The 25,034-nt window shown below is 69.3% G+C and carries 13 protein-coding genes and 2 pseudogenes; all 15 read right to left on the reverse strand.

All coding sequences use genetic code 11. The features are described from left to right. Positions 1 to 59 precede the first annotated feature (59 nt). Positions 60 to 1,949 (reverse strand): annotated as a pseudogene (locus OHT52_RS27905) (beta-ketoacyl synthase N-terminal-like domain-containing protein); the annotation flags it as partial. Between the two features lie 74 nt (positions 1,950 to 2,023). Beyond that, entirely contained in the window at positions 2,024 to 2,158 is a 135-nt protein-coding gene (locus OHT52_RS27910) for a hypothetical protein (protein ID WP_328722933.1), read from the reverse strand. Positions 2,159 to 2,226: 68 nt separating this feature from the next. Then, the gene (locus tag OHT52_RS27915; protein WP_328722934.1) at positions 2,227 to 14,139 is read right to left on the reverse strand and encodes an SDR family NAD(P)-dependent oxidoreductase; all 11,913 of its coding nucleotides are present in this window, start codon (positions 14,137 to 14,139) and stop codon (positions 2,227 to 2,229) included. 45 nt (positions 14,140 to 14,184) lie between these two features. Continuing rightward, a complete protein-coding gene (locus OHT52_RS27920) occupies positions 14,185 to 14,631 on the reverse strand; it encodes an ester cyclase (protein ID WP_328722935.1) in 447 nt (148 codons plus the stop codon). Beyond that, positions 14,624 to 15,445 carry an MBL fold metallo-hydrolase gene (locus OHT52_RS27925; protein ID WP_328722936.1) on the reverse strand — a complete coding sequence of 274 codons (822 nt, stop codon included), beginning with the start codon at positions 15,443 to 15,445 and terminating at the stop codon, positions 14,624 to 14,626. Before OHT52_RS27925 ends, OHT52_RS27920 begins: the two co-directional genes overlap by 8 nt. Positions 15,446 to 15,498: 53 nt before the next feature. Next, the gene (locus OHT52_RS27930) at positions 15,499 to 15,888 is read right to left on the reverse strand and encodes a nuclear transport factor 2 family protein (RefSeq protein ID WP_328722937.1); all 390 of its coding nucleotides are present in this window, start codon (positions 15,886 to 15,888) and stop codon (positions 15,499 to 15,501) included. Further along, positions 15,885 to 16,226: an antibiotic biosynthesis monooxygenase family protein gene (locus OHT52_RS27935; protein ID WP_328722938.1), complete on the reverse strand. Its 342-nt coding sequence runs from the start codon at positions 16,224 to 16,226 to the stop codon at positions 15,885 to 15,887. The genes OHT52_RS27930 and OHT52_RS27935 overlap by 4 nt, the downstream gene beginning before the upstream one ends. Next, complete coding sequence (locus tag OHT52_RS27940; protein ID WP_328722939.1) at positions 16,223 to 16,951, reverse strand: antibiotic biosynthesis monooxygenase; 729 nt, start codon at positions 16,949 to 16,951, stop codon at positions 16,223 to 16,225. Before OHT52_RS27940 ends, OHT52_RS27935 begins: the two co-directional genes overlap by 4 nt. Positions 16,952 to 17,080: 129 nt before the next feature. Beyond that, the gene (locus OHT52_RS27945) at positions 17,081 to 17,770 is read right to left on the reverse strand and encodes a response regulator transcription factor (RefSeq protein ID WP_328722940.1); all 690 of its coding nucleotides are present in this window, start codon (positions 17,768 to 17,770) and stop codon (positions 17,081 to 17,083) included. Between the two features lie 561 nt (positions 17,771 to 18,331). Next, a complete protein-coding gene (locus OHT52_RS27950; protein WP_328722941.1) occupies positions 18,332 to 19,237 on the reverse strand; it encodes a 3-hydroxybutyryl-CoA dehydrogenase in 906 nt (301 codons plus the stop codon). A gap of 92 nt (positions 19,238 to 19,329) precedes the next feature. After that, positions 19,330 to 20,700, reverse strand: coding sequence for a crotonyl-CoA carboxylase/reductase (ccrA, locus tag OHT52_RS27955; protein WP_328722942.1), 1,371 nt, complete (start codon positions 20,698 to 20,700; stop codon positions 19,330 to 19,332). A 190-nt stretch (positions 20,701 to 20,890) separates the two neighbouring features. Next, on the reverse strand, positions 20,891 to 21,712 hold the full coding sequence (locus tag OHT52_RS27960; protein ID WP_328722943.1) for an AfsR/SARP family transcriptional regulator: 822 nt from the start codon (positions 21,710 to 21,712) through the stop codon (positions 20,891 to 20,893). 201 nt (positions 21,713 to 21,913) lie between these two features. After that, on the reverse strand, positions 21,914 to 22,144 hold the full coding sequence (locus tag OHT52_RS27965) for an acyl-CoA carboxylase subunit epsilon (protein WP_328722944.1): 231 nt from the start codon (positions 22,142 to 22,144) through the stop codon (positions 21,914 to 21,916). Between the two features lie 238 nt (positions 22,145 to 22,382). Further along, positions 22,383 to 22,766: pseudogene (locus OHT52_RS27970) on the reverse strand (carboxyl transferase domain-containing protein); the annotation flags it as partial. A 1,240-nt stretch (positions 22,767 to 24,006) separates the two neighbouring features. Next, positions 24,007 to 24,815, reverse strand: a protein-coding gene (locus OHT52_RS27975) for an IS5 family transposase (protein ID WP_328722945.1) whose coding sequence is annotated in 2 segments (ribosomal slippage) — positions 24,007 to 24,495 and positions 24,498 to 24,815 — 807 coding nt in all. Because the reading frame shifts where the segments join, the coding sequence is not laid out codon by codon here. Positions 24,816 to 25,034: the final 219 nt, after the last annotated feature.

The following is a 25,034-nucleotide window of genomic DNA, read 5'->3' on the forward strand; positions in this document are numbered from 1 at the left end:
AGGACCTTGGCCAGAGAGCGGATCGTCGGGTTGTCGAAGATGTCGGTCATGCTGATCCGCGCGTCGGTCAGCGCCTGCAACCGACCTCGAAGTTCCACCGCCGCAAGCGAGTTCAGTCCCCAAGTGACGACGATGTCGTCGTCGAGGCCGACTCTGCCGTATTCGCCGAGCACGTCGCCGATGGCGGTGCGCACCGCGGTGGTGGTGTCGCTCGCCTGCCCGGTGGTGGCGATGGCGTCCGCCGTGGCCGGTGTCGGCCAGAAGCGTCGCCGGGCGAAAGGATATGTGGGCAAGTCGACCCGTCGTGCACCGGATCCGGCGAACACATCCGCCCAGTCGGCCACACCGGCGGCCACGAATCGCTCGGCCAGGTCACGCAGCGTGGTCTGCCCGAATACGCCGCCGGGCTCCGGCGCGACGGCGAGGGTACGCAGACCCGTCATCAGTTCGTCCTGGTCCGTGCCGAGCACGACGCAGCGGTGGCCGAACCGCGCCCGGGTGAGCAGAGTGAACCCGACGTCCGCCGGGTCGATGTCCGCGTCCGCGTTCTCCAGGAACGTGAGCAGCCGGGTGGCCTGTGCTGTCAGCGCGTCCGGGGTCTTCGCCGAGAGCACCCAGGGCACGGCGGGCAGAGAGCGCCGCGGTGGGGCGGGCGCCGGTGGTGCCTGTTCGAGGATGACGTGTGCGTTGGTTCCGGAGATCCCGAACGACGACACCGCGGCGCGGCGTGGTCGTCCGGTGTCCGGCCAGTCCTGGGTGCTGGTGGCCAGTTGTACGGCGCCGGTGGACCAGGAGATGTGAGAACTCGGCGCGTCGACGTGCAAGGTGGCGGGTACGGTGCCGTGGTCCATGGCGGCGACCATTTTGATCAGTCCGGCGATGCCCGCGGCGGCCTGGGCGTGTCCGATGTTGGACTTCAGCGACCCCAGGAGGACCGGCCGTTCGGGCGGCCGGTGCCGGCCGTAGGTGGCCAGCACCGCATGGGCCTCGATCGGGTCGCCCAACACCGTTCCGGTGCCGTGCGCTTCCACGACGTCGACGTCCGCCGTGGTCAGTCCGGCGTCGGCGAGTGCCGTTCGGATGACCCGCTGCTGGGACGGGCCGTTGGGCGCCGTGAGCCCGTTGGAGGCGCCGTCCTGGTTGACCGCGCTGCCCCGGACCAGGGCCAGCACTCGGTGCCCGTGGCGCCGCGCGTCCGAGAGTCGCTCCAGTGCGACGACGCCCGCGCCTTCGGCCCAGGCGGTGCCGTCCGCCGAGGCGGCGAACGACTTGCACCGCGCATCGGGCGACAGGCCACGCTGCCGGGCGAAGTCGAGGAAGACGCGGGGGGTCGACATGACGGTCGCCCCTCCGGCCAGGACCAGGTCCGTCTCACCCGAACGCAATGAGCGGCATGCCAGGTGCAAGGCCACCAACGACGACGAACACGCGGTGTCGACGGTCACCGCAGGCCCCTCAAGACCCAGCGTGTACGCCACCCGGCCAGAGATCAGACTGGCTGCCGTGCCGGTCGACCGGTAGCCTTCCGTACCGGCTTCCTGGACGTCGCGCCCGTACTCCTGAGCCATGTGGCCCACGAACACCCCGGTCGCGCTGCCGGCCAGGGTCTGTGGGGCGATGCCCGCGTTCTCCAGTGCCTCCCAGGCCACTTCGAGCACCAGACGCTGCTGCGGATCCATCGCGAGCGCCTCGCTGGGGCTGATCCCGAAGAACCCGGCGTCGAACCCCGCGATGTCGTCGAGGAACCCTCCCTCACGGACATACGTCGTGCCCGGACGGTCCGGGTCCGGATCGTAGAGCGTGTCCAGGTCCCACCCACGGTCGGCGGGAAACGCGGAGATCACGTCGCGGCCGCCGACCGAGACCTCCCACAAATCGGCCGCCGAGGCGACGCCCCCGGGAAACCGGCAGCCGACGCCCACGATCGCGACCGGATCGTCACTGCTGCCGTTCCGGCGCAGTCGCTCGATTTCCTTGAGTGACTCACGCAGCGCTTTCACCAGCCTGGCTTCGGTGTCCCCGCTCATGGCGCGTCACTCCGTCCGGAGCCGTACGGATGGACTTCGATCGGGATCTGTACCGGTATCCAGGTGCTGCCCATCGCGACGAGGCCCTGCCAGAGCAGGGTCGTCAGGGCCCAGTGCCACTGGGACGGCATGGGCTGCGCCCGGGGGACCGTGCCGGACGGCCGTCGCGCCGGGCTCCGCACTGCTCGAATCCGGTCGGTCATCGCGAGCCGTCCTCACCCAGCGCGACCGCGATCAGCTCTTCGACATCCATCGTGTCAATCAACTCCTTCTGGTCCGGTGCTGCGTCAGACAGCGGTGCGACGAGGGTTCGGTGTATGTGGTCGGTGAGCGCTGCGGGAGTCGGGTAGTCGAACACCACCGTGGCCGGCAGCGGCGCATCGGTCAGCGGTGCGAGGGCGTTCCGCAGTTCGATCGCGGTGAGCGAGTCGACGCCCAGGTCGCGGAAGGTGCGGTCCGCGTCGAGCGGCTGCGCTTCGCTGTGGCCGAGCAGCGTCACCAGCTCGTGGCCCAGAAGGTCCAGCACGCGTTGCCGCTGCTCGTCGGGGTCGAGGCGGGCCAGTTCCTGCCTCAGCCGCAGCGCGTCGTCCTGACGGCTCGGCCGGACAGGGCTGCGCAGGGTGACCGCGGCTACCTGCGCGCGCGGCGCCGTCAGGGCGGCGTCGAACATCGCCAGGCCGTCGGATTCGGAGATCGCCGCGAGCCCTCGGTCGCGCAGCCGCGCCAGATCCGCGTCGCGCAGGTGCTCGGTCATGCCTCGCTGCCCCGCCCACAGACCCCAGGCGATGGATACGGCGGGCAGGCCCCTGGCCCTGCGATGCGCGGCCAGCCCGTCCAGGAAGGAGTTCGCCGCGGCATAGTTGGCCTGCCCCGCCGAACCGAGCATGCCGGCCACGGAGGAGAAGAGTACGAACGCGGTCAGGTCAAAACCGAGCGTCGCCCGGTGCAGATTCCACGCGGCATCCGCTTTGGCCGCGAGCACGGCGTCCAGTCGCCGCGGCGTCAGTGACTCCAGTACCCCGTCTTCGAGTACGCCGGCCGCGTGCACCACCGCGGTCAGTCCGGGTGTCACCAGGCCGGCCACCGCGGCCGGGTCGGCGACATCACAGGCTACGATCTCGACGGTCGCGCCCAGCTCGGTCAGCTCCGCCCGCAGCGCGGGCGCTTCCGGTGCGGCCGGCCCGCGCCTGCTGGCCAGCACCAGCCGCCTCACTCCGTGCGCGGCCACCAGATGCCGGGCGAAGAGCGCGCCGAGACCGCCGGTGCCGCCGGTGATCAGTACCGTGCTCTCGGGACTGAAGGGGGACACCCCCTCCGAGGGCTGAGGCAGGGGGGCCAGCCGGGCCGTATGCGCCACCCCCGAGCGGATCATCAGTTGTGGCTCCCCCGTCGCCATGACCGCGGGCAGATCGAGTTCGCCGTCGGTGTCCACCAGGACGAACCGGCCGGGCTGTTCGATCTGTGCGGAGCGCACCAGTCCCCACACCGCCGCGCCGGCCAGGTCGGGCACATCCTCGCCCGGCAGCCCGACCGCGCCATGGGTCACGATCACCAGCCGCTGTGCCGTCGGCGCGGTCAACGCGGCGAGCACCTTCCGCGTCGCCTCGTGCACCGAGGACACGACGTCCCCGCTGCCGGAGAATCCGTCGAGCACCGCGACGTCGCCGAACGACGCGGAGACGGTGGCGGGCGTGGAGGGCAGCGGAATCCAGGCCAGTTCCTGTACTCGGCGGGCCGATGCGGACATCGGCCGCAGACGGACCGATTCGGCGGTCAGGACCGGTCGGCCGGTCCCATCGTGCACCGCGACCGACACCCCGTCCGGCCCTGCGGGGGACAGCCGGACTCGCAGCCTGTCCGCCCCGGCCCGGTGCAGCATGACGTTCTGCCAGGCGAACGGCACGTCCGAGCCGCTGCGGCCGGTGCCCGACAACCACGCCTGCAACGCCGCGTCCAGCAGAGCCGGGTGCAGGCCGTAGCCGGTCGTGTCGACGTCGGCCGCGACCTCGGCGAGCACGTCGTCACCGTCGCGCCATATCGCGCGCAGCCCCCGGAAAGCCGGTCCGTAGTCGAGTCCCTGGTCTGCCAGCCGGTCGTACGCGCCGTCCGGGTCGATCGGCACGGCGCTGGGAGGGGGCCAGACGACCTGCCGTGCGGGTGCTGCCCGGTCCGCCGTGGTCACCGAGCCCCTGGCATGCACCACCCAGGGTGCGGTCGGTTCGTCCGCCCGGGCGGACACCACCACCTCACCGGTCGGATGGGCGACCACCTGGAGGGACAGCCGGCCCTGTTCGGGCAGCACCAGCGGAGCCTGGATCACCAATTCACGCACCGTGTCCGCCCCGATCTCGGCGCCGGTACGCAGTGCCAGTTCGGCGAAGAAGGTACCGGGAGCGAGAACCGAGCCGGCCACCGAGTGGTCGGCCATCCAACCGGGCGAGTTCCGGGAGACCGAGCCGGACAGAACCACCGTGCCGCTGTCCGGCAGCTCCATCAGGGCAGTCAGGACGGGGTGGTCCGTCGCGACGAACCCGAGTCCCGTCGGGGCAGCCGGCGGCTCCGGCCGCAGCCAGTAGTGCCGCCGGTCGAACGCATAGGTGGGCAGCTCCGCGAAGGGGCCGGTCGGCTCGCCGAACATCGTCCGCAGGTCCAGGGGCAGACCCCGCGCGAACAACTCGCCGAGCGCGGGCAGCAGACCGGCCAGTTCGGCCCGGTCGCCGCGCAGCAGCGGCAACGCGGTCACCTCGGTGGGTATGGCCTGCGCGACCAGGGTGGTCAGTGCCCGCCCCGGCCCGATCTCGACGAAGGTCCTCGCGCCCTGTTCCGCGAGGGCGTTCACACAGGGGAGGAACTGCACGGTCTGCCTGGCATGCCGCAGCCAGTAGTCAGCCGAACGCAGGTCCTCGTCGCCGGCCAGCTCGCCGGTGACACCGGACATGATCGGGATGGTCGCAGGGTGGTAGGTGACCTCCCGGGCCACTGCGGCGAACTCGCCAAGCAGACCGTCCAGTCCGGCCGAGTGGAACGCGTACCGGGTTCGCAGCCTGAGCGACCGCCACCCACGGGCACGACAGCGTTCGACGACCCGCTCGACGGCATCCGGCGCCCCGGAGACGACAGTCGCGTCCTTCGTGTTCACGGCGGCGATCGACACCCCCGGTTCGAGGACGCTCTCGACCTCATCGGCGCCGGCCAGGATCTGCACCATGCTGCCGGGCGGCAGGGCGCCCATGACACGGCCCCGCGCAGTGATCATCCTGGCGGCGTCGGGCAGCGACAGGACTCCGGCCACGTGCGCCGCGGCCAGTTCGCCGAAGGAATGGCCGAGCAGATAGTCCGGTCGCAGTCCGAAGGATTCGACGAGCCGGAACAGCGCGACCTCGATGGCGAACAGCGCGGGCTGGGTGAACTCGGTCCGGTCCTGAAGGATGGCCGCCTCAGGCGAGCCCTTCGCGGCGAACAGCAGGTCGCCCAGCGACCGGCCCAGGTGTACGTCCAGTTCGGCGAGTACCCCGTCGAGTGCGGCGGCGAACACCGGGAACTCGGCGTGCAACGCCGCGCCCATGGCCGCGTACTGGCCCCCGTGGCCGGGGAAGAGGAACACGACGGGCCCGGTCGTCGGCTCGGCCGGCTCAGCGTGGGCGGCCTCGGCCAGTCGGTCGAGCAGCTCGGCACGGTCCGCGCCGGTGACGACCGTCCGGTGCGGCAGCCGCGACCGCGTCGCGACCAGTGCCGAGGCGACGGCCGCCGGGCCAAGGTTCTCGTTCGTCCGCACATGGGCGAGCAGCCGGGCGGCCTGGCCGCGGAGCGCGGGTTTGGTGCGCGCGGACAGCACCCACGGCAGCACCGGCCAGTTCCGTTCCACGGCGACCTGTTCCGGCTGCGGTGGGGCCTGTTCGAGGATCACGTGGGCGTTGGTTCCGGAGATGCCGAACGCCGACACCGCCGCCCGACGCGGCTGCCCCGTCCGCGGCCAGTCGACCGACTCGGTCGCCAGGGCTACGGCCCCGCCCGACCAGTCCACCGCGGACGTCGGCGGATCCGCGTGCAGTGTCGGCGCCACAATGCCCCGGTCGAGCGCGCCGATCATCTTGATCATGCCGGCCATGCCCGCGGCGGCCTGGGTGTGTCCGAGGTTCGACTTGACCGAGCCGAGCAGCAGCGGCCGGTCGGCGGGCCGGCCCTGACCGTATGTCGCCAGGATCGCCTCCGCCTCGATGGGATCGCCCAGCACCGTGCCCGTCCCGTGTGCTTCCAGCACGTCCACGTCCGCGGGGGACAGGCCGGCACCGGCGAGGGCGGAACGGATCACGCGTTGCTGGGACGGGCCGTTCGGTGCGGTCAGCCCGTTCGACGCGCCGTCCTGGTTCACCGCGCTGCCGCGTACCACCGCGAGCACCCGGTGCCCGTGCGCCCTGGCCCGGGACAGCCGCTCCAGCACCAGGACGCCCGCGCCTTCGCTCCAGCCGGTCCCGTCGGCCGCGGCACCGAACGACTTGCACCGCCCATCGGCGGCCAGGCCGCCCTGCTTGGCGAACTCCACGAACACCCTTGGTGTGGCCATCACCGTGGCGCCGCCTACCAGCGCCAGCTCGCACTCGTCGGACTGAAGCGACCGCGTAGCCAGGTGCACCGCGACCAACGATGAGGAGCAGGCCGTGTCCACGGTGATCGCGGGCCCCTCCAGACCGAGCGCGTACGCGACTCGGCCGGAGGCCACACTGCCTTGGCTGCCGACCAGTCGGTAACCCTCCACCCCGGCTGCGGCGTCATCGACGCCCGCGCCGTACTCCTGGGCCATGATTCCGGCGAACACGCCGGTGCGGCTGCCGGCCAGCGACTCAGGGGCGATGCCGGCGCGCTCGACCGCTTCCCAGCACACCTCGAGCAGCAATCGCTGCTGCGGGTCCATCGCGGCCGCCTCGTGCGGGTTGATGCCGAAGAACGCGGCGTCGAACGCACCCGCGTCGGCGAGGAATCCACCCTGACGCAGGGAGGGACCGCTCATGGGCCATCCGCGGTCGGCCGGGAAATCACCGATCACCTCCCTGCCGTTGACCACGGTTTCCCACAGGTCCCCGGGCGAGTCGATCCCGCCCGGGAACCGACAACCGATACCCACCACGACGATCGGATCGGTGGCGTCCACCGCCGCCGCCGCCTGCTCGTCAGCGCGTGCGGTGCGTCCGGCGGCCCGGTCGCGCAGGTAATCGGCCAGTGCGGCAGGCGTGGGGTAGTCGAAGACCACGGCCGCGGGCAGCGACATGCCGGTGGCCGTTTTGAGCCGGTTGCGCAGTTCTACGGCGAGCAGCGAGTCGAAGCCAAGATCCCGGAACTTGCGGTCCGGATCGATCAGCTCGCCGCCCCGCCCGAGAACGACCGCGGCCTCCGCCCGTGTCAGCGCGAGCAGGTCCGCGGGTGCGGGCCCCGTGGTGGGCGATGGCTGCCGCCGGGGCGGTGCCAGGTCCCTCAGCGCCGAAGGCAGTTCGCCGAGGTCCGCGGAGACCCGAAGCGCCGCGCGGTCGACCGGCATCGCGACGACGTACGGCCGGTGTTGCGCGATGGCGGCGTCGAAGAGGTCCAGCCCGGCGTCGACCGGCAGTTCGACCAGCCCACGCCGCTCGAGCCGGACGATGTCCGCGTCACGCAGTCGTCCGGCCATGCCCGTGGTGTGGTCCCACAACCCCCAGCCGATGGACAGCGTGGGCAGCCCACGAGCATGCCGGTGAGCCGCCAGAGCGTCGAGGAAGGCGTTGGCTGCCGCGTAGTTGGCCTGGCCTGCCCCGCCACACACGCCGAGCACGGAGGAGAACAGCACGAGCTTGGCACCGGTCCGCGCGGTGGCCTCGTGCAGATACCACGCGGCGTCGGCCTTGGGCGACAGCACGGAGTCCATCCGCTCCGGGGTCAGCGAGTCGAGTACGCCGTCGTCGAGCACGCCGGCCGTGTGGATCACCGTGGTCAGTTCCGGCGTCACCAGGGAAGCCAGCGCGGCACGGTCGGTGACGTCGCACGACACCACCTGCGCCGTCGCCCCCAGACCGGCCAGTTCCGCGACCAGCTCCCTGGCGCCGGGAGCGTCCGGGCCCCGCCGTGAGGCAAGCACCAGTCGCCGCACCCCGTGGCGGGTCACCAGATGGCGCGCCAGTACTGAACCGAGTCCTCCGGTGCCGCCGGTGATCAGGGTCGGCCCGGTCGGGTCGATCCCGCCCGGAGCGGCGGAGGCCGGTACCGGCGCAAGCCGGGACGTGTGCAGAACACCGGAGCGGATCACCACCTCCGGTTCACCGCTCGCCACGACGGTAGCGAAGTCGATGTCCGCGTCGCTGTCCACGAGTACGAACCGGCCGGGCGCTTCGACCTGCGCCGCGCGCACCAGGCCCCACACCGCGGCGGCGACCGGGTCGGACGGTCCGTCGCCGGCCGGCCCCACCGCGCCACGGGTGAAGACCAGCAGAATGCTGTCCGCCGACCGCTCGTCGGCGAGCCAGTCCTGGAGTACCCCGAGCATTCGGTGGGTGGCGGCGTGGGTACGGGCGACCATGTCCGGTCCGGCGGCGTCCGGTTCGGTGCCCGAGCCGAATCCGCCGTCGAGCGCGACGACATTCGGGATCGGCGCCGTCCGGTCCAGATCGTCCCAGGCAACGACCGACACCGGAATCGCACGCGGCCGGGCCAGCGGCCGCCAGTCGAGTTCCAGCAACTGGTGGACGGTGAACCGGCCGGCCCGGGAGATCGCGGCCTGCTGTTCGGACGACACCTGTCGCAACACGATCGACCCGACGGCGCACACCGGCCGACCGGACTCGTCGTATGCCGCGAGGGACACCTCGTCCGGCCCCCCCGGCGTGATCACCACCCGCAGGGCGGTGGCACCGGTGGCGAACAGTCGGACGTCGGACCAGGAGAACGGCAGCGCCATGCCGTGCCCGGCGACGGTGAACAGTGCCGCGTGCAACGCCGCGTCGAGCAAAGCCGGGTGCAGGGCGAAGCCGGCTGCGTCCGCCTCGGCGGGAAGAGCGACCTCGGCGAACACCTCGTCGCCCCGGCGCCACATCGCACGCAGACCACGAAACGCCGGCCCGTAGCCATAACCGCGCTCAGCCAGCCGCGGGTAGGCATCGCTCAGGTCGACCTCGGTCGCATCGAAGGGAGGCCACGCGGCGGGTTGCGGCGGTCCATCCGTCTTCTGGGCGGCCAGCTCGCCGCGCGCGTGCGTCACCCATCCCCGGTCGGTGCGGGAATGGATCGTCACCTCGTTGGCGCCCCCGACCACCCGGATGTCCACGCTGCCCTGCTCCGGCAGTACGAGCGGGGTCTGGATCACCAGTTCCCGCACGCTCTCGCGGCCGGCCTCGGCGCCCGCACGCAGGGCCAGTTCCACGAATGCCGTGGCCGGCAGCAACGTCGCTCCCGCGGCCGTGTGATCGGCCAGCCAGCCGTGCGTGGCGAGCGACAGCCGTCCGGTCAACAGAGTCGTATCCGTGTCCGGCAGTTCGGCCACGGCTCCGAGCATCGGATGGTCCGCGACGGCCAGGCCCAGCCCTGTCACGTCCGTGTGCGGCTTCGGCTCCAGCCAGTACCGCTTACGGTCGAACGCGTACGTGGGCAGAGGCACTTGACGGGCATCGCCGAATACCGAGTCCCACGTCACCTCACCGCCGCGCACGTACCGCTGCGCGGCGGAGGTCAGGAACCGGGCCGGACCGCCCTCGCCGCGGCGCAGGGAGCCGGTCACGGTGACCGTACGGCCGTCCTGCTCCGCGGTCTGTTCGATGTGGATTCCCAGCGCCGCATGCGGGGCGCACTCCACGAAGTGCGTGAACCCATCGGCGAGCAGGGCCTCGACGGATCGGCGGAAGGCCACTGGCTGCCGGCAGTTCTGGTACCAGTAGGCGGGGTTGAGGTCCTCGCCCGCGATGGCCGCTCCGGTCACCGTCGAGTAGATCGGCACCGAGGCGGCCGAGGGGCGGACGAACGAGGCCAGGTCGGCGAACTGTTCTTCCAGTGGATCGACCAGATGGGAGTGCGAGGCGCGCGGAGCCACGGTCCGGGCCCGCAGTCCGGCCGCGCGCAGTTCGGCAGTGAACTCGGCCAGCGTGTCCACCGGCCCGGCGACCGTCGTCCCGTTCGGACCGCTGACGCCCGCTATCGTCAGGCCGGGAAGCAGCCGTGGCGCCACGACGCTCTCCGTTGCGGCGACCGAGACGATCGCGCCGGAGAGTTGCTCGGCCATCAGCCTCGACCGGGCCACGATGAGCCGGCACCCCTCGGTGAGAGAGATCGCTCCGGCGAGGCAGGCGGCCGCGATCTCCCCCTGTGAGGTGCCCACGACCGCGTCGGGCCGCACTCCGAGGGAACGCCACTGTTCGGCCAGGGAGACCATGACCGCGAACAGCATGGGGTGCACGACGTCGACGCGCGCCAGCCAGGAATCATCGGCGGTCTCCCGGACCGTGTCCAGCAGTGACCAGTCCACCAGCGGGTCGATGATCCGGGCGCAGTCGGCCATCCGCGCGGCGAACACCGGTGCGCAGTCGAGGAGTTCGGCGGCCATACCCATCCACTCGACGCCCTGCCCGGGGAAGACGAACGCGGTCTTGCCCGGATTCTCCGCGGCTTGGCCGTACGTCACGTTTTCGGCGGGCAGGCCGGCGGCCACCGCGGACAGCCCGGCGATCAGGTCGGTGGAGTCCGTACCGATCACCACGGCACGGTGCGCGAACCGCGACCGTCCAGTCGCCAGCGACCGGCCGATGTCGGCCGCGTCGTGCTCGGCGGCAGGTGCGAGCAATCGCTGCGCTTGGCCGCGCAGCGCGTCCGGGGTCTTCGCCGAGAGCACCCAGGGCACAGCGGACCATGGGGGCTCGTCCTGGGCCTTGTCCGCCTGGGCGGGTGCCTGTTCGAGGATGACGTGTGCGTTGGTTCCGGAGATCCCGAACGACGACACCGCGGCGCGGCGTGGTCGTCCGGTGTCCGGCCAGTCCTGGGTGCTGGTGGCCAGTTGTACGGCGCCGGTGGACCAGGAGATGTGAGAACTCGGCGCGTCGACGTGCAGGGTGGCGGGTACGGTGCCGTGGTCCATGGCGGCGACCATTTTGATCAGTCCGGCGATGCCCGCGGCGGCTTGGGCGTGTCCGATGTTGGACTTCAGCGACCCCAGGAGGACCGGCCGTTCGGGCGGCCGGTGCCGGCCGTAGGTGGCCAGCACCGCATGGGCCTCGATCGGGTCGCCCAACACCGTTCCGGTGCCGTGCGCTTCCACGACGTCGACGTCCGCCGTGGTCAGTCCGGCGTCGGCGAGTGCCGTTCGGATGACTCGCTGCTGGGACGGGCCGTTGGGCGCCGTGAGCCCGTTGGAGGCGCCGTCCTGGTTGACCGCGCTGCCCCGGACCAGGGCCAGCACTCGGTGCCCGTGGCGCCGCGCGTCCGAGAGTCGCTCCAGTGCGACGACGCCCGCGCCTTCGGCCCAGGCGGTGCCGTCCGCCGAGGCGGCGAACGACTTGCACCGCGCATCGGGCGACAGGCCACGCTGCCGGGCGAGGTCGAGGAAGACGCGGGGGGTCGACATGACGGTCGCCCCTCCGGCCAGGACCAGGTCCGTCTCACCCGAACGCAATGAGCGGCATGCCAGGTGCAAGGCCACCAACGACGACGAACACGCGGTGTCGACGGTCACCGCAGGCCCCTCAAGACCCAGCGTGTACGCCACCCGGCCGGAGGCGACAGCTGACAGGCCTCCGGTGATCCGGTATCCCTCGACCGATTCACTGGAGTCCCAGCCGTACATCCCCACGAACACCCCGGTCGCGCTGCCGGCCAGGGTCTGTGGGGCGATGCCCGCGTTCTCCAGTGCCTCCCAGGCCACTTCGAGCACCAGACGCTGCTGCGGATCCATGGCGAGCGCCTCGCTGGGGCTGATCCCGAAGAACCCGGCGTCGAACCCCGCGATGTCGTCGAGGAACCCTCCCTCACGGACATACGTCGTGCCCGGACGGTCCGGGTCCGGATCGTAGAGCGTGTCCAGGTCCCACCCACGGTCGGTGGGAAACGCGGAGATCACGTCGCGGCCGCCGACCGAGACCTCCCACAAGTCGGCCGCCGAGGCGACGCCCCCGGGAAACCGGCAGCCGATGCCCACGATCGCGACCGGATCGTCGTCGCGAGTGATCCGGGCCGGCCGCAGGTCGTCAGAGGCGGGCAGGTCGATGGCCGAGCGGCTGTCAGTGGTGTGGCCGGTCAGGTGTGCGGCCAGCCCGGCCGGCGTCGGATGGTCGAAGACCGCGGTCGCGTCGACCCGCTCTCCGATCGCCGCCGAGAGCCGCTCGGCCAGTTCGATCGCGTTGAGGGAGCTGAGACCGAGGTCCTGGAAGCTGTGGTCGTTCGGCACGGCATCGGCGTCGTGGTGACCCAGTTGGGCGGCGATCTCGGCTCGGACCACCCTGATCAGGCTGTCGTCGGACGCGCGTGGTGCCGCCCCGGCCGGGTGAACGGTGTCGGCATCCGACCGGTCGAACGCGTAGGTGGGCAGATCGACCGAGCGGGCGCCGGTTCCCGTGAACACGGCTGCCCAGTCCACCTCGCCGCCGGACACGAACTCGTGTGCCGCCGCCGACAACCGCTGTGCCGCCGGGCCGACCACGCTCGGCCCGGACCCGTTAATCAACTCCCGCAGACCGGACTCGAGTTCGGTCCGATCACGGCCGAGAACGACCGCGCGGACCGGGAACTGTGTCCGAGTGGTCGCCAGCGAGAACCCTACGTCCACCGGCTCGGATTCGGTGACCCGGTCGAGCAGCCGCTCGGCCTGCCCGCGCAGGGAGTGCCGGGTCTTCGCCGACAACACCCATGGCACCACCGGCAAGCGCGACAGCGGGGGCGAACTCGGCACCGGGGCCGGGGGCGCCTCGACCAGCACCACGTGGCAGTTCGTGCCACCGAGTCCGAACGAACTGACGCCGGCCACGGCCGGCCCGTCCGGCCAGCGCACAGCCTGCGTGTTGACCCGAAGGTTCAGATCCGCAAGCGGTATGTCCGGGTTGGGCGTCGTGAAGTGCAGACTCGCCGGCACTTGCCGATTCTGCAGGCTCAACACGGTCTTGAGCAGGCCGGCGATCCCGGCTGCTGCCTCCAGGTGGCCGATGTTCGTCTTGACGGACCCGACCAGCAGCGGTGTTGTCCGGGTGGCGACGGTGCCCAGGGCGGCCCCGAGGCCGGCCGCTTCAACCGGGTCGCCCACGGCAGTGCCGGTTCCGTGCAACTCGACGTACTGAACCGTGCCGGGGTCGACCCCGGCACGGTCGTACGCCCGTGAGAGCAGGGCCTGCTGGGCGGTGGCGCTGGGCACCGTCAGCCCGTCGGTGCGCCCGTCGTTGTTCACCGAGCTGCCGGCGATGACCGCGACGATCCTGTCGTCGTCGGCAAGCGCGTCGGACAGCCGTTTCAGCACGACGAGGCCGCCGCCTTCACCGCGTACGAACCCGTTGGCGCGGCTGTCGAACACATGGCACCGGCCGTCCGGGGACAGCACGCCCATCTCGGCCAGGCCGCTCTGGGTGTCCGGGGCCACCATCAGGCTTACCCCGCCGGCGATGGCCAGGTCGCACTCACCGCTCTGCAGCGACTGCACGGCCAAGTGCACCGCGACCAACGACGAGGACTGCCCGGTGTCCACGGTGAGGCTTGGACCGTTCAGGCCCAGGGCGTGGGACAACCGGTTGGCCACCATGGCGCGTTGTCGTCCGGTGAAGGCGTAGTGGTCGGGCGCGGACAGCGGCGTGGTCTCTTGCGGCGCCGACACGAACACGCCGGTCTGTGTGCCGGCCAGCCGAGCTGTGAGCAGCCGCGCGTGCTCCAACGACTCCCAGCCCAGTTCCAGCATCAGCCGCTGGTGCGGGTCCATGACGCCGGCTTCCCGCGGGAAGATGTCGAAGAAGCCGGCGTCGAATCCGGTGATGTCGTCGAGGAACGCCCCGCGGCGCCCGGTCATCCGGTCCGGCGGCGGGTCGGTGACCGCGTCGGTGCCCGAACACAGCAGGCGCCAGAACGCGTCAGGCCCGTTCGCCCCGGGTAGTCGGGCGGCCATGCCTATGATCGCGAACCCGTCTGTCATGATGCGTCTCCTCGACGAAATTCCGAATGGCGAGCGGGGTGCCGGTCAGGAGTTGGCGGCAGCCTGGCGGAACGCGGAAGTGTCGGGCGGCGTAATCTTGCCCAACTGCGTCAGCAGGACGTGCAGGTCGTTGCAGGCCCAGTGATCGCTCACACGTCCGTCACGGACCCGCGCGATGTGCATCTCGTTCCAGCTGATGGTGCGTCCGGTCGGCTCCACGCCGAACGCCGGGCCCGTGTGTGTGCCGGTCAGCCGGACGTGCTGGATGACGAATTCGCCGTCCTCGAAGTCACGGATGATCTCGGCCTTCAGGTCCGGGAAGCCTTTTCGCTCGACCCGGATCACCGACTTGACGCCTTCGCGGCCGGATTCCATTCCGGGTGCCGCGTTGTGATTGACGAAGTCCTCCGTCATCAGTTCGTCGAGGACCTCGGTCTTGCCCTGAGAAAATCCCTCAGTCAGAATGCGGCGAATGTTGATCTTGTCAGACACGATGTTCTCCTTGGAAGGGTTTTCCGGATATCTCGGCGAGAGCTACCTGGATGTTCACGAGAGTGCGTTCCGGTTCGAGCCAGCCCGCTGCCGGTCCCGGATCGAACCGGGCCCACACCGCCTCCGCGGACAGTCGCTCGGCGTCCGCCAGGCGGGCGGAGGCGAGCACCCGGTCGAAATAGTCGGCCAGTTCGTGCAGTGCCTCGATCCCGGCCGGCCGGCCATGGCCGGGAAGGACCACCCGGGGACGCAGCGCGATCAGCTGGTCCAGGGCCGTGCGCCAGCGGCCGACCCGCCCGTGCACGGCCAGTGGCGTCACCCCCGCGAAGCACAGGTCGCCGGTGGCCAGCACCCGTTCGGCAGGCAGCCAGACCGCGAGGTCGGCCGCCGAATGGCTGTCCGTGAACTCGAGCACGCGCGCGGCGCCGGGCAACGCGCTTTCGATGCCGGCGGGGGGCACCGGTTCGGCGGCCGTGCTGTCCCAGTCCGCCAGCCGCGTCGCGAACCTCGGCATCACCTTGGCGAGCAGCGCGGGGAGGCCGGGTTCGCCGATCATCCTGCGCATCCCGTCGGCGGTGCGTGGGTGAGCGATGATCGGCACCCCCTCGAACAGGATGTTCCCGCCGATGTGGTCAGTGTGGATGTGTGTGTTGACGACCAACTCGGCGGCCCGGCCCCTGCGGCCCAGCGCGCTCACGATGTCGGCCGCCATCTCCGGCAGCAGCATCGTGTCGATCACTGTGGTCGGTTCGTCGAGAAGTAGCACGCTGTTCGACAGGCCGGCGCTGCCGTCGCCGTTCACCACCGCGATCACGCCGTCGGAGACTTCCATCTCCTGGCGCACGGGTAGTCCGACCGGCATGGCTGTCATGACTGAAGTGCGCGGATCTGCTGGACCAGGCCGGTCCGGTCGAGCATGGCGTGCCAGGACACGATGCGGCCGGCGTCGGCTCGGACGGTCTCCACGACGTTCCAGGTCAGCCGCTGGCCGGCCCCCTTGGGCACGCCGGACATCGTGAGCTCGACCGACAGCGCGGAGCCGTCCGCGGACTCGATGACTCCGTCGACCTTGCGCTCCAGCTCCGTGTACAGCCCGTGCTGCTGCACGAACATCTCAGCAAGACGCTTCGCGCCCGTCTTGCCCTGGCTCGCGGTACGGATCTCCAGTTCGGCGTCGCACAGATCGGCGGCCGCCGCGGGGTCGCCCGCGTCAACCACCGCGTAGACGGACTCCCATAGTTCCCTTGCGGATTTCATCGTCGGCTCTCCTCATTCCCGGACACGATCCACTCGACCTGGTACACGTGCACGTCCACGTCGTCGGCATACTTGTGAAGTTCCAGAATCAAAGCGCGGCCCGCCTCGCTGCGGATGTGTTCTTGAAAGGCCGCGAGTTCGCTCCACTGCGCGTAGTTCGTCACCCGGCTGCCGTCGAGGCTGCAGTGCACATTCGCCGAGATGAAGCCGGGCATGTGCCGGATGATGTCGTCGGTCTCCTTGCGGATCGCGACGGACAGGGCATCCTGGTTCTCCGGCTTGCAGTGGAAGACGTTGATGTAGGTCATCAGACGGTCTTCTGTGGAGATACTGCTCATGACCGTGTCGCCTTCGTCTCGGCAACTACGTTGAAACTACGGAACTCCGGATCTGAGTAGCATGCCTGCATCGGCCGAACCAGTTCCTTGTGTTCCGTGGATTGCTCCCAGGCGAAGAATTCCGCCATGGAGTCCCACTCGCTGACGATCAGCCACTTGTCCGGATTGTCGGGCGACTGGCAGATCTGGTCGCGAATGTGCCCGGGGGTCGCCGCTACGTTGAACCGGACTTTCTCGTAGGCGGCCAGGAAGCCTTCCCGCTTCTCCTCCGCGACCGTCACCATGAACAGGATGCGGGCCGTGCCGGCCGCGGCATCGGTGCTCTCGGTCTGTGTCTCACCGAGGACTTCGGTGTCCACGTGCGCCAACGACGGGTCCGGCGCAAGCGGGCCGGTGTGGTACACGGCCAGCGACTCTGTCGTGCCCACATTGCGCAGCCGGTGCCGCTTGCCGATGGGTACGTAGATGCCGTCACCGGCCCCCAGTGCCCAGTCCTCACCCTCTGCCTCGAGAACCAGGTCGCCGTTGACGACGAACAGGAACTCCTCGGAATAGGGGTGAAAATGCTCCACCACGTATTCGCCGGGCTGGAGGACAACCGTGCCCATATAGCCCGATCGACTCCCCACCGAACCGGGATGGAGCACCATGCGTAACTGGCCACCGCGTGCCCGGTAGGGCTCTATTTCGGCGGCGCTGATTCGACTCACCCGTGAATTGCTCATGAATTAACTATCTCTGCAATTCTCTCGCGTCGCATCAGGGATGATCCGCAGAAGTTCAGCGGAAAACCCGCAGCCGATTGCGGCCGGGAAGATACGTGTGCTGGTGGCGGGATTTTGCTTTCGCTCAGTTCACAGGGAGGGCGCCACGGTGGCACGGAAGCCGTGCACACAGGCGTACACGGCCAATTGGGTCCTGTCGCGCAGGTCGAGCGCGCGCAGCAACGAGGAGATGTGCGATTTCACCGTGGGGCGGCCCAGCTGTAGCTGTCGGGCGATCTCCACATTGGCAAGTCCATGCCCGATCAGGCCAAGAATCTGCCGCTGTCGTGGGGTGAGTTTCACCTCGCTGCCGGGCCTGACCGGAACTTCGGGGGAGCCGCTGTGGCGCAGGGCGGCAATCAGTCCGCCGGCCACCTGGGGGTCCAGCGCCGCACCGCCCCGGTCGACCGCCCGGATCGCGTCGACGAGCCTCTGCACCGGTGTGTCCTTGTGGAGAAAACCCGCCGCGCCACCGTGGAGTACCTTCATCGCGGTCTCCAGATCCAGGTTGGCCGAGAGTGCCAGAACCTTCACCTCGTGCTCCGCGGTCCGGTTCATCAACTGTCTGGCCAGCATGTCCTCGATGTCGAATCCGTCCACGTCCATCAGCAGCACGCGTGGCCGTTGGTCCCCCAGCCACCGAGGGCTGTAATGGTCGGTATCCAATTCGGCCACCACGGCGATCCCTGTTATGTCGCGCAATACGGTTGCGAGGCCTGCCCGGTACACGCTGGAACCGCTGCAGACGCCGACCGGCAGCAAACCACTGAGGTCCTGCACAAAGTTTTTCGGGACCCCCTGGGCAGTGGTAGGGGCTCCCGCGGATCGGTCGGGCTCAGGATTTTCCCCAGAGCCGGCCGTCCTGGGGTACGCAGGGATGACCACCATCTTCACGCTCCCTTGTGGATCGCGGCAACGTCTGCGGGCGCCGTCACGTAGGCGGGTGGAAGTCTCGTTTTGACGGAGACCCTGTCTGGACGCGGGATGAGCTCCACCGGGTGGCCGTAGCCCTTTCGGCGCGCGCTCACTACGGGACAAGGCGGAACCCGGTTATGCAGCGGGCGAGAATGGATTACCGCTCGCATTCCTCGGCGAGCCGGGCAGGGGGCGCCGTCGCCTGCGGCGGTCTCCCGGTCCTCGGCCGGACCGAGCCTCGCGGACCCGCCCGCGCCGAGGAAATGGCAGGAAGGGCGGAGGGCGGCCGCGGTCCGATCCGGCCTCACTCCGGATGCGCTTCGTATGGTTCCGGAGGGATTCGACATGGTGAGGCGCTCCTCCCGTTCACCCGGCTGAGTGCCGCCGCGGCGTCGATGGTGGCAGTTCGTGCGGTCCTTACCAGGGTCAGCTGTCGTAGGTATGGAAGCCCTGTCCGGTCTTCCTGCCGTGCCGACCGGTCTCGACCATGCGCAGGAGCAACGGGGGAGGCGCGTACTGAGGATCCTTGAACTCCTGGTACAGCGCGGCGGCGATGTCCCTGACGGTGTCCAGGCCCACCAAGTCGGCGAGCTTCAAGGGGCCCAGCGGGTGCGAGCAGCCGAGCACCATGCCCCGGTCTATCACCTCGGCAGTCGCGAACCCCGACTCGACCATCCGGATGGCCGACAACAGGTAGGGGATCAGCAGGGCGTTGACCACGAAACCGCTGCGGTCCGCGGACCGGATGACTTCCTTGCCCAGGACGCCTTGGACGAACAGGCGGGCCTGCTCGTGGACGGTCTCCTCCGTGTCGAGCGAACTGATCAGCTCGACCAGTGGCATGGCCGGGACCGGACTGAAGAAGTGCGCGCCGATCACCTGACCGGGGCGCGTGGTGGCCCGACCGATACGGGAGATCGGCAGGGAGGAGGTGTTGGTGGCGAGAATGGCCGCCGGGTTCTTCACCACCCGGTCCAGCGCCCCGAACAGCTCCAGCTTCTCCTGCTCGTGTTCCCGGATGCACTCGATCACAAGTTGACGGTCCCGCAGGTCGTCGAGGGCGGTGGTGAAGGTCAACCTCTCCAGCGCGCCGTCACGCTGTTCCTCCGTCACCCTCCCCTTGGACACAGCCCGGGTGAGCGAGGCCGCGATCCGGTCGCCGCCCGCGACAGCCGAGCCAGGCCGTGAGACCACCACGGTCACCTGGCAGCCGGCCAGCGCGGCCACCTCGGCGATGCCCGAACCCATCAGCCCGCAGCCGACCACGCCGACTCGATCAACGGGCTCACCCGAGTCCGGTGCGGGGGCGCACTCCGGCGCGGTACCGCTCATGCCGTCCTGCCTTCTTGTGTAATGAAGTCGACGCGACGGGCGTCGGTCCCGGCGGCGATCATCTTCGTAGCTGCCTTCCGACGGGACGGAGCTCAGTGGGACAGTGCGTGCGCGGGGACGTCCTCGGCCGGTACGCGCAGCGGACTGAGGCGCCCCTCGCCGATGCGGGCACGGGTCTGCGGGTCAGTGACGCCAAGTCCGGGTTCCGGGGCGAGGCAGAGGACACCGATCTTCCCGATGTGGCGGTTCTGCTGAACCTTCCGGGACGCCTCGGCGATCTGGTCGAGTGGGTAGACCTCGGACAGGGCGGGCATCAGTCGTCCCGCCTGCACCAGTCGGTTGCACTCCCATTGCTCCTGCAAGTTGGCGGAGTGACTGCCGATGATCCGTTTGAGACTCATCCACAGATAGCGATTGTCGTAGTGGTGCTGGTAGCCGGTGCTGGAGCCGCAGGTGACCACGGTTCCGCCGCGCCGTACAAGGAAAGTGGACGTAGCGAATGTGGCCCGGCCGATGAAGTCGACGACGACATGCGGGTCCTCGCCCACCTCACGGCGGATGATCCGGCGCAGCCGCCTGCCGGCTTCGATCGCCTGGCCGGGATCGCCGTCGGAGCCATTGCCGTCACCCATGCCGATCTCGGCACGGTTGATGATGACGTCGCAGCCCAGTCGGCGCAGGACAGCGGCTTTGGCCTCGGAGCTGACGACGCCGATCGGGATCCCGCCGCCGTTCTTCACCAGCTGCACGGCGGATGCTCCCAGGCCGCCGGCGGCGCCCCAGATCAGCACGATGTCGCCCTGCTTCATCCGTGCTCCGTGCTCCCCCACCAGCATCCGGTAGGAAGTGCCCGCGCACAGCGGGATGGAAGCGGCCTCCTCCCAGGTCAGATGGGCGGCCTTGGGCACCAGCTGGCTGGCCCGGACCACTGCGTAGTGGGCCAGGCCCCCGAAGTTGGTCTCGAAGCCCCAGATCCGCTGTTCGGCGCCGAGCATGCCGTCCGAGTGGGTGGCGGGTTCCTGGTCGTCCACGTGGGTGCAGGAGACGACGACGTGGTCGCCGGTGCGCCAGCGCCGCACCCCATTGCCGGTGCGCACGATCACTCCGGACGCGTCGGAACCCAGGACATGGTAAGGCTGGTCGTGCCGGGAGGCCCAGCCTCCCTGTCGGCCGTAGCGACGCAGGAAGTCGAAGGTGGGTAACGGCTCGAACATCGCCGACCACACGGTGTTGTAATTGACTGAGCTGGCCATCACAGCCACCAGCACCTCGTCGGGCGCGAGTTCGGGCATCGGCACCGGTCCGAGGTGCAGGGTGCGCCGGACGTCCTTGTCCGCCGCATCGCCGAACAGGCCGACGTCTTCCACCCGCAGGTGGGTGGCCACGTACTGCTCCGGCACCGGTTCGCGCTCCAGGCGATCGGCGCTCGCGCCGGCGAGCACGGCCTTCGCCAATGAATCCATGATCATTCCCCTGTCCGGTGGCTGGTGCCGGCCGGGAAAACCCGTACGGCTGCTGGAAGTTCTTCGGGGCGGTAATCCCGTGCGTTTGCGGACGAAACCGCGCGGCCCCTGAACATCGGACTGCGCGGTGTTCCCACGTCCGCTCATTGCTCGTGGGCCCGCAGGCCGGAGGCATTGTTCACGTGTATCGTCATGCGGCGGCGCCGCCGTCGGCGGCATAGAAACCGCCGGCGAGAATGTCATTGTTCAACTGCCGCAGAGTCTCGCACGGTTCAAGTCCGAGCTCATCCTGCAGCCGCGTGCGAGCCGTCTGATACACGGCGAGAGCGTCTGCCTGCCGGTCGGCGCGGTACAGCGCCTGCATCAGATGCCGGTAAAAGCTTTCCCGCAGAGGGTATTCGGTGGTGAGAGCGTAGAGCCGACCGACGACTTCACGGTGCCTGCCCATTTTCAGATATGCTTCCAAAAGGGTTTCGGTGCACTCGAGGCGGGACTCTTCGAGCCAGGTGGTATACGCGTAAGTGATGAGTCCCTCTTGGTGATTGGCCAAAGCTGATCCCCGCCAGATCTGCAAAGCCCGTTCCAGGACGAGGATGGCTTCCCCGTATTCGGCCCGGTGATAGAGATCGGTGCCTCGGTCCGTGAGGGACTGAAAGTCCCTCACGTCGATTTCATCGTTTCCGATGCGCAGCATGTACCCGAGCGGGCGGGTCACGATAGGGCTCCTGGTGCGCAGTCCGCCGCTCGCCTTCAGGAATTTGCGTAGTTGCGAGATATAGACGTGAAGCGCGGCGGTGGCACGTTTCGGCGGCGCTTCCCCCCATATCTCACGAATGAGCTGGTCCGTTGTGACGACCTGGTCGCAGCGCGCCAGAAGTGCGGCGAACAGTGCTTCAATCTTCCGTGCGCTGATGAAGGAAGGCTCGCCCGAACCGAGTACCCTGATAGGCCCCAGAACCTCATATCGCATGGTCATCCCCCTGGCAAGCCGCTCACGGATTGAAAGCTGCATGACGCGCACATAGCCTCGAATGGGCCTTCCGCCGGCCTAAGGGTTGTCCGGCGGATCATGGCCGGGGTCGCGGCGTCCGGAACGGCACCTCGCGGCGTTGTCGAAGCGTCCGAATCGCTCCGCGATGGGGACGCTTCGGGGCCTTGCGACGCACCGCCCCGGACGCCGCGCCCTGTCCGACCTTGATCCGCCGGACACCACCTAGCCCTGCCAGCTGGTCGGGGAGCGGAAGCCAGGGGTGCGTTCCAAGCGGCGCCAGCCTGCCATCGTTCGGCCGTCGCGGACCGCGGCGGGACCGGCGGGGTGCGCGGTGGCGCGCGCCACCAGGATCGCGGTGATCGCGGCCAGTTCTTGAGGGCTGGCGCTGCCCTTCCTCACCTTCAGCAAGATCGCTCCGGCTGCGGCTGCGGAGTGAGCGGTAGAAACGTTCACGGCGATCTCCTCCTTCAACTCGGCGTCTACTGAGGCAGGTTGCCGGGCCTGCGGGACGGCAGGCCGGCGCGCTCGGTGCGGAGCCTGGCGAGCGGGGCGACGAGGGCTCCGCAGGTCTCGGCGGGATCGATGACGTCGTCGACCAAGCCGCGCTCGGCCGCTCGGTACGAGTGCGGCAGTGGTACGTGCCGCCGGACGCCTTGCGCGGGGTCAGGGAGATCCGGGGCGCCGTGGCATCGCAGTACGCGCACAGCAGTTTCGCGCCGTGCCGGAGGGCCCGCCGTGCTCCTGGTCGACGCCGTGCAGGAAGCCGGGGACGTCGAGAAAGGGTGACGACGGGGACGTTGATGGTGCCGCACATCTGGACGAAGCGGGCGGCCTTTTCGCCGGCCTGGATTTCCAGGACGCCGGCGAGGGACTGCGACTGGTTGGCGACGATGCCGACCACCTGTCCGTCGAGGCGGGCGAACGCGCGGATGAAGTAGCGCGCTCAGCGCGCGTGGATCTCCAGGGAGTCGCCTTCGTCGACGAGCTCCTCGATGACCTTGTGCAGGTCGTACGGGCGGTTGTCGTCGGCGGGCACCAGGCCAGGAGGATGTCGGAGCGGCGGCCGGAGGGGCACGTGGATGGGTTCTCGCGGTTGTTCGAGAGGGGCGTTGAGACGAGGTGGCGGACCTCGGCGACGCGGGTCTCCGGCCCGGCGTCCAGCAGCAGCGCGACGCGCTCACGCGCGGGCGGCCTGCCCTTGGCGCGCTGGGCCTGGGCGGCACGCTCACTCGGGCCCTCGACGACAAGGCCGTGTCGTGAAAGTCCCGCCTGCCCGGCGGCGTATGGCACGCACGCCCGCCGCGTTGTCGGGGTCGCCCCGATACATCCAGTATCGGGGCGACCCTCCGCCTTACGATCGCACGCACCGGACGCCGCCGGACCCGCCCTCCGGGCGGACGGCGCTCCTTTCACAACACGGCCCAGTCGTCTCAGGTGCGCCAGTGATGTCACAGCGTCTTGCATGGTGCTCACTCCGCTGACCCCTCTCATCGCCTGCCGGCGCACACCACCCGCGGACTTGTCCCGCACTTTTCTCGAGGGGATCGACGCGTTCGGCTGCGATCGCCCGGCGGTTCTGGTCGAACTCACGCGCGGAATCGGGAACGTCGATTGTGGTCAGCGCGTGTTGGGCCGAGGCGGCCGGACTCGACCTGGGCCTCGAACGGCAACCCGGACTCGGATGTGGACGCCATTGTCAGGGGCACCTTTCGGTAGCGGCCGGCAGGTCCGCGGAGTGGGAACCTGGGGGACATGTTCTCCGCCCCGCGGACGCAAGGGCTGCAGTCGGGGATTGACTCTCCTCACTTCGTGCCGGCCCGCCCCGTTCCCTTGCGGCCGACGTCATGAATATGTAGGAGACCGCTAAAGGTTCACTTACCTCAGTCTGAATCTACCGTTTCCGAGTCGGCGAATAGCTCCTGGGCCTTTTGCGGGGGGATTTCTCCGGATGGGCAGGGGGAATATCGAGTATTCGTCCGCAGCAGGGTCTGCGATAGCCTTCGCAATTGCGGGGGTGGAGCTCCTCAGGCAAATCTCCAGTCAGTGGTGGGTGTGCCCGCAGATTTTCTCATTCGAGCTTGCGGCGCCACTGTTCGGGAAAGCGTCCGGTCAAAGTGCGGCCGTCGTCGCCGGCTAAGGGTTGTCCCGCGATTCGTGGTGGTTCGGTGCGCGGCGTCAGATGCGGTGCATCGCATGGCGGAGGGGCGTCCGCATACCGGATGGAGCGGGACGTTCCGGCAACGCGGCGAGGTGCCGTAGCTGTCGTCGCGCACCCGCCAGGAATTGCGGGGCAACCCTTAGAGCTCGTAACACGATCATGGTCGGGTCTTCTTGAGGCGTCGGTAGCAGATGAGGCTGCAGGCGAGGGAGACGAAGGCGTCGTGGAGTTCGGTGCGGCGTTCCCAGCGGACGGCGAGTCGTTTGAAGTGGTGGAGCAGGGCGAAGGTCTGCTCGACGACGTATCGCAGCTTGCCGATGCCCTTGATGTTCGGTGATCCCTTGCGAGAGATGACGGGCAAGATTCGTCGGCGACGGAGCTCGTCGCGGTGAGCGTTGGAGTCGTACCCTTTGTCGCCGAGCAGGGCCTCTGGCCGTCGGCGGGGCCGGCCGGGTCGGCCTGCGACGGGTGGGATGCCGTCGACCAGGGCCAGGGTCTGGGTGACGTCGTTGACGTTGGCTGCGGTCGTGATGACCTTGAGCGGGGTGCCGCGTCCGTCGCAGATCAGGTGGTGCTTGCTGCCCGTCTTCCGCCGGTCGACCGGCGACGGACCGGTGTCGGCGCCCCCTTTTTCGCGCGGATGTGGGAACCGTCCACACACGCACGTGACCAGTCGAGTTCGCCGGCCGCGTTCAGCTCCGCAAGCAGGACCCGATGCAACTGGTCGAAGACTCCTGCCTTCTGCCACCGGTCCAGCCGACGCCAGCAGGTCTGCCCCGAGCCGAACCGGAGTTCCAGGGGCAGGAGTTGCCAGGATATGTCGTTGTAGAGGACGAACAGGATGCCCTGGAGGCAGAGTCGATCCGACACCGGCCTCGGCCCCGGAGACCGCTCCGGCCACGGCGGCAGCAACGGCTCGATCAGAACCCACAACTCATCGTCCACGATCCACGGTCGGGTACTCACATCCTCACGAACAGCCGAATCGTCACACCGGCTACGCCCCACCAGCCAACATCAACAAGATCGTGTTACGAGCTCTTAAGGGCTTGCAGGGAATCAAGATGTTTTTTCTCGACGCGGTAGTCGCTGCTGCGGTATACGCGTACAGGAGGGAAGTCGTGACCAACTCGCTTTGCGGCTCATGGTGTTGTTCTCGCACCAGGGCGAGCGGCAACAGCGGCT

Source organism: Streptomyces sp. NBC_00247 (assembly GCF_036188265.1).
Classification (GTDB): Bacteria; Actinomycetota; Actinomycetes; order Streptomycetales; family Streptomycetaceae; genus Streptomyces.

Bases quoted from the DNA above. Each gene is read 5' to 3' on its own strand.
- OHT52_RS27935 (WP_328722938.1), bottom strand. From the start codon at position 16,226: ATGAGCAGTATCTCCACAGAAGACCGTCTGATGACCTACATCAACGTC.
- OHT52_RS27940 (WP_328722939.1), bottom strand. From the start codon at position 16,951: ATGAGCAATTCACGGGTGAGTCGAATCAGCGCCGCCGAAATAGAGCCC.
- OHT52_RS27910 (WP_328722933.1), bottom strand. From the start codon at position 2,158: ATGCCGTCCCAGTGGCACTGGGCCCTGACGACCCTGCTCTGGCAGGGC.
- ccrA (WP_328722942.1), bottom strand. From the start codon at position 20,700: ATGGATTCATTGGCGAAGGCCGTGCTCGCCGGCGCGAGCGCCGATCGC.
- OHT52_RS27915 (WP_328722934.1), bottom strand. From the start codon at position 14,139: ATGACAGACGGGTTCGCGATCATAGGCATGGCCGCCCGACTACCCGGG.
- OHT52_RS27930 (WP_328722937.1), bottom strand. From the start codon at position 15,888: ATGAAATCCGCAAGGGAACTATGGGAGTCCGTCTACGCGGTGGTTGAC.
- OHT52_RS27960 (WP_328722943.1), bottom strand. From the start codon at position 21,712: ATGCAGCTTTCAATCCGTGAGCGGCTTGCCAGGGGGATGACCATGCGA.
- OHT52_RS27950 (WP_328722941.1), bottom strand. From the start codon at position 19,237: ATGAGCGGTACCGCGCCGGAGTGCGCCCCCGCACCGGACTCGGGTGAG.